Annotated in this window: 3 protein-coding genes and 1 pseudogene; 1 reads left to right on the plus strand and 3 read right to left on the minus strand. The window is 74.0% G+C overall.

All coding sequences use genetic code 11. The features are described from left to right. Window positions 1–561 (plus strand): ABC transporter ATP-binding protein (locus tag GT045_RS15260; protein ID WP_161334494.1); only part of this gene is annotated, 561 nt, incomplete at its 5' end. A gap of 89 nt (window positions 562–650) precedes the next feature. On the opposite strand, the pseudogene GT045_RS15265 reads toward GT045_RS15260, so the two are convergent. The 3 genes and pseudogenes from GT045_RS15265 to GT045_RS15275 form a co-directional block, all read right to left on the minus strand. Further along, window positions 651–2,090, minus strand: a pseudogene (locus GT045_RS15265) (glycosyltransferase family 39 protein); the annotation flags it as partial. A 172-nt stretch (window positions 2,091–2,262) separates the two neighbouring features. After that, the gene (locus GT045_RS15270) at window positions 2,263–3,003 is read right to left on the minus strand and encodes a class I SAM-dependent methyltransferase (RefSeq protein WP_161334495.1); all 741 of its coding nucleotides are present in this window, start codon (window positions 3,001–3,003) and stop codon (window positions 2,263–2,265) included. A gap of 231 nt (window positions 3,004–3,234) precedes the next feature. After that, on the minus strand, window positions 3,235–3,957 hold a 723-nt coding region (locus tag GT045_RS15275; protein WP_161334496.1), incomplete at its 5' end, for an ABC transporter ATP-binding protein.

The following is a 3,957-nucleotide window of genomic DNA, read 5'->3' on the forward strand; positions in this document are numbered from 1 at the left end:
GACGAACCGGTCTCCGCCCTGGACGTCTCCATCCAGGCCCAGGTCGTCAACCTGCTCCAGAAGGTGCAGCGGGAACTCGGCATCGCGTTCGTCTTCATCGCCCACGACCTCGCGATCGTCCGGCACTTCTCGCAGCGCGTCGCGGTCATGTACCTCGGCAAGATCATCGAGGTGGGCGACCGTGACTCCATCTACGCCCGCCCGCGCCACCCCTACACCCACGCCCTGCTCTCCGCCGTCCCCGAGGTGATGCTGACGGCGCAGGACGCGCCCCGGCGCGAGCGCATCCGCCTCGCGGGCGACGTGCCGTCCCCCATCTCCCCGCCCTCCGGCTGCCGCTTCCGCACCCGCTGCTGGAAGGCACAGGACCGGTGCGCCGCCGAGGAACCCCCGCTGGTCCAGCTCTCCGGCAACCGCGACGGCCACCTGACGGCCTGCCACTTCCCGGAGGAGCCGAGCACCGGGGCCCGGGAGGAGGACATCGTGCTGGACCCGGCGCTGGCGGCGCTGGAGGAGGGGGGCCCGGACCCGGCGGCCACGGAGACCACCCGGGACGGCTGACGCACGGAAGCCGGCGGACGTACGGAAGCCGGCGGACGTACGCCCCCGGCCCGCGCGCGGGCCCGGGGGCGGTGGTCCGGGAGTCCGTGCCGCCGCTCGTACACCGACAGCCGCCGGCCGCGTACCCGGCGGTCCGCCACCAGGGTGAAGTGCCGACCCAGCACCGCGGCCTTGGCCCTGTCCCGCGCCGTCGACACCGGCGGGGCCACCTCCGGCGCGTCCGTTACCAGCAGGATCCTGTGCTCGGCGAGCATCGCGGCCCGTATCCGGTCCGGACCGGCCTCCTCGCCCTTCAGCGACCCGGCCGCCACCGGGTCCTCGACCAGCGCGATGTCCCGCAGTCCGGCGAAGTCGCCGGGGGAGACCTGGGCGGTGTCGCGCCGGTCCGCCGGCAGGAAGACCACCGCGTCCCCGGCCCGCTTCAGCTTCCGGACGTCCCCCGCCACCGCCAGGACGTCGTCCACCCGGCTGGCCGGGGACCGTGTGGCCAGCGACTGGGGCAGCAGCGCCACCACCGCGGTCACGGCCGCGACCGGCACGATCCACGCCGAGGCACGCGGGAACCGCGGGCGCGCCGACCGCACCGCCGCACCGAGGGCCGCGCCGATCAGCAGGGCGAGACCCAGCATGCTGAACAGGATGTAACGGTCCAGGAAGAGGGGCTGGAACAGGGAGATCCCGGCGAGGGCGAGCTGTGGCACGGCCAGCAGGGGCAGTCCGACGGCCGCCGCCGACAGCCGCCCCGCCCGCGGCCTGTCCAGCAGGGCCGCGGCGCCGCCGAGCGCCAGCAGGACCGCGGGGCCGATCATCATGTGCCAGGTCAGCGGCGGGATCCAGGCCACCTGGTGGGACTGGGTCCGGCTGAACAGGACCAGCGGCAGAGCACCACCGGTCGCGGCGGCCGCGGCCACCGCCCAGCGCACCGCCGTCGCCCGACCGGCCCTCGTCCACACCAGGGTCGCCAGGTGCGCGGGCAGGACGAGCAGCGACAGCCAGTTCAGCAGCGCGCACACCAGGACCGTGGCCCCGTACGCCACCCAGCGCGCGGTGCGGCCGCCGCCCCGGAGCACGGTGACCAGCAGCAGGGTGGAGACCCCGGCGCCCGCGGACACGAGTGCGTAGGGGCGGCCGTCCTGGAGGGAGAACTGCACGGCCGGAAGAAGCCCCAGCGCCAGACCCGCCGCCACTCCGGCACGCGCCCCGGCCAGCCGGTGGCCGAGGGCCGTGACACAGCCCGCCGCCACCGCCATCGCCAGTACGGAGGGCAGCCGCAGCGTCGTGGTGCTCGCCCCGAAGCAGGTGAACAGGACGTGCATCAGCAGGTAGTAGAGGCCGTGCACGGCGTCGACGTGCCCCAGCAGGTGCCAGATCTCGGGGACGGACCGCTGGGCCGCCATCCAGGTGGCGGCCTCGTCCCGCCACACACTCCGCTGCCGGGACAGTCCCCACAGTCCGAGGGCGACGGTCCACGGGACCGGGATCAGGCACAGGGGCGGGCGGAACCTGCGGGCGGGCACGCGTAAGGGCATGGCGAGGCCGGGAACCTTGGGGTGAGGCGGGTAGGGGCACGGCGCACGGCACCTGACGCATCGTCGGGGCTGCGCACGCTCGTCCCGGAAACCTATGCGACGGCCGTGATCACCGGCCAGCGATCACGTGCATGATCACCATCACCCCCGGTCCGGGGAACCCCGGGCCCGGTCACGCCTTCCGCGCCACCGTGATGATCTCGGGGGAGCCCGGGGTGAGCGCGCTCAGGTCCCAGTCGCCGTACTGGTCGGCCACCGCCAGGCCCGCCTCCGCCAGGAAGCCCTCCAGCCGCCCGGCGTCCAGGAAGCGCAGGACGCCGTGGTTGACGCGGGGGCCCGGCCACCCGGGGCCGGCGTAGGTCTCGGTGAAGTGCACCCGGTCCCCTCGCGGCCCGCCGCCCTGCACCTCGTGCCAGACCCGTACGGGGGTGCCGTCGGCGGCGGTGGCCCGCAGGACCCGGTCCGGGGTCCACCGCTCCCAGGCGCGGGCTTCGGGGTTGCGGGTCTCGAACACGAACCGTCCCCCGTCCTTCAGGGCCGCGCGGGCGGCGCGCAGACAGACCCGGATCTCCTCGTCCGCCACCAGTTCCTGGAAGGCGTGCCCGGTCATGACGACGAGGTCGAACTCCGCCCGCCACCGCCGCACCCGCACGTCGCCGAGCACCCACTCGACGTCGGGCCGCGCCCGGCGTGCCTGGACCAGCATGGCGGCGGCCGGATCGAGCCCGGTCAGCCGGCCCCGGTGCCCCTCGGCGCGGGCCCGCCGCAGCAACTGCCCGGTGCCGCACCCGATGTCCAGCACCGCCCCGGCCTCCCGCAGCAGACCGAGGTAGAAGTCGTCACCCGGCCGCCAGGGGTTGAGGCTGTCGTACAGTGCGGCGAGCGAGAGATCGGCAAAGACGTGATCCACCACCGCGGCAGTGTGACACACCCTGCTGAACGGTGCGTCAGGAACGCCGCACTTCCCCGGCGCTGCTCCGACCCGTCCACGCACCCGTGCCGCGTCCCGCCGTCCGGACATGGAGGAGGGCCCGTGCCTGGGGAGGCGCGGGCCCTCGTCCCCTGGACCGGACGTTCATGGGCTCGGGTCAATGGGCCGGTGAAAGTCCGCTCCACAAGGGGGCGGCTGACGGAAAGGGGTGTGTCAGGCCGCCGCCTCGGGGTCCTTGGTGAGGCGCGGAGCGGGGACGGTGTCCGCCGTCTCCGGGTAGTGGCAGGCCGTCAGGTGGCCCGGCTTGTTGCCCTGCACCTGCACCAGCGGCGGCGCCTCCGTCGCGCACTTCTCGGTGGCCTTCCAGCAGCGGGTGCGGAAGCGGCAGCCGGAGGGCGGGTTGATCGGCGACGGCACGTCACCGGTCAGCCGGATGCGCTCACGCGGCACCTCGTCCACCGTGGCCTCGGGCACGGCGGACAGCAGCGCCCGGGTGTAGGGGTGGCGCGGGTTGTCGTACAGGTCCTCGCGGTCGGCGATCTCGACGATCTTGCCGAGGTACATGACCGCGACGCGCTGCGAGAAGTGCCGGACGATCGCGAGGTCGTGGGCGATGAAGACGAACGCGATGCCGAGTTCCCGCTGCACCTTCTGGAGCAGGTTGACGACCTGGGCCTGGATGGAGACGTCCAGGGCGGAGACCGGTTCGTCGGCCACGATCAGCTTCGGTTCCAGGGCCAGGGCCCGGGCGACGCCGATGCGCTGGCGCTGGCCGCCGGAGAACTCGTGCGGGAACCGGTTGTAGTGCTCGGGGTTGAGGCCGACGATCTCCAGCAGTTCCCGGACGCGGCTCTCCCGGCCGCCGGGCGGGTTGATGCCGTTGATCTCCATCGGCCCGGAGATGATCTTGCCGACCGTCTGCCGCGGGTTCAGCGA

The organism is Streptomyces sp. SID486, from assembly GCF_009865385.1.
Lineage (GTDB): Bacteria > Actinomycetota > Actinomycetes > Streptomycetales > Streptomycetaceae > Streptomyces.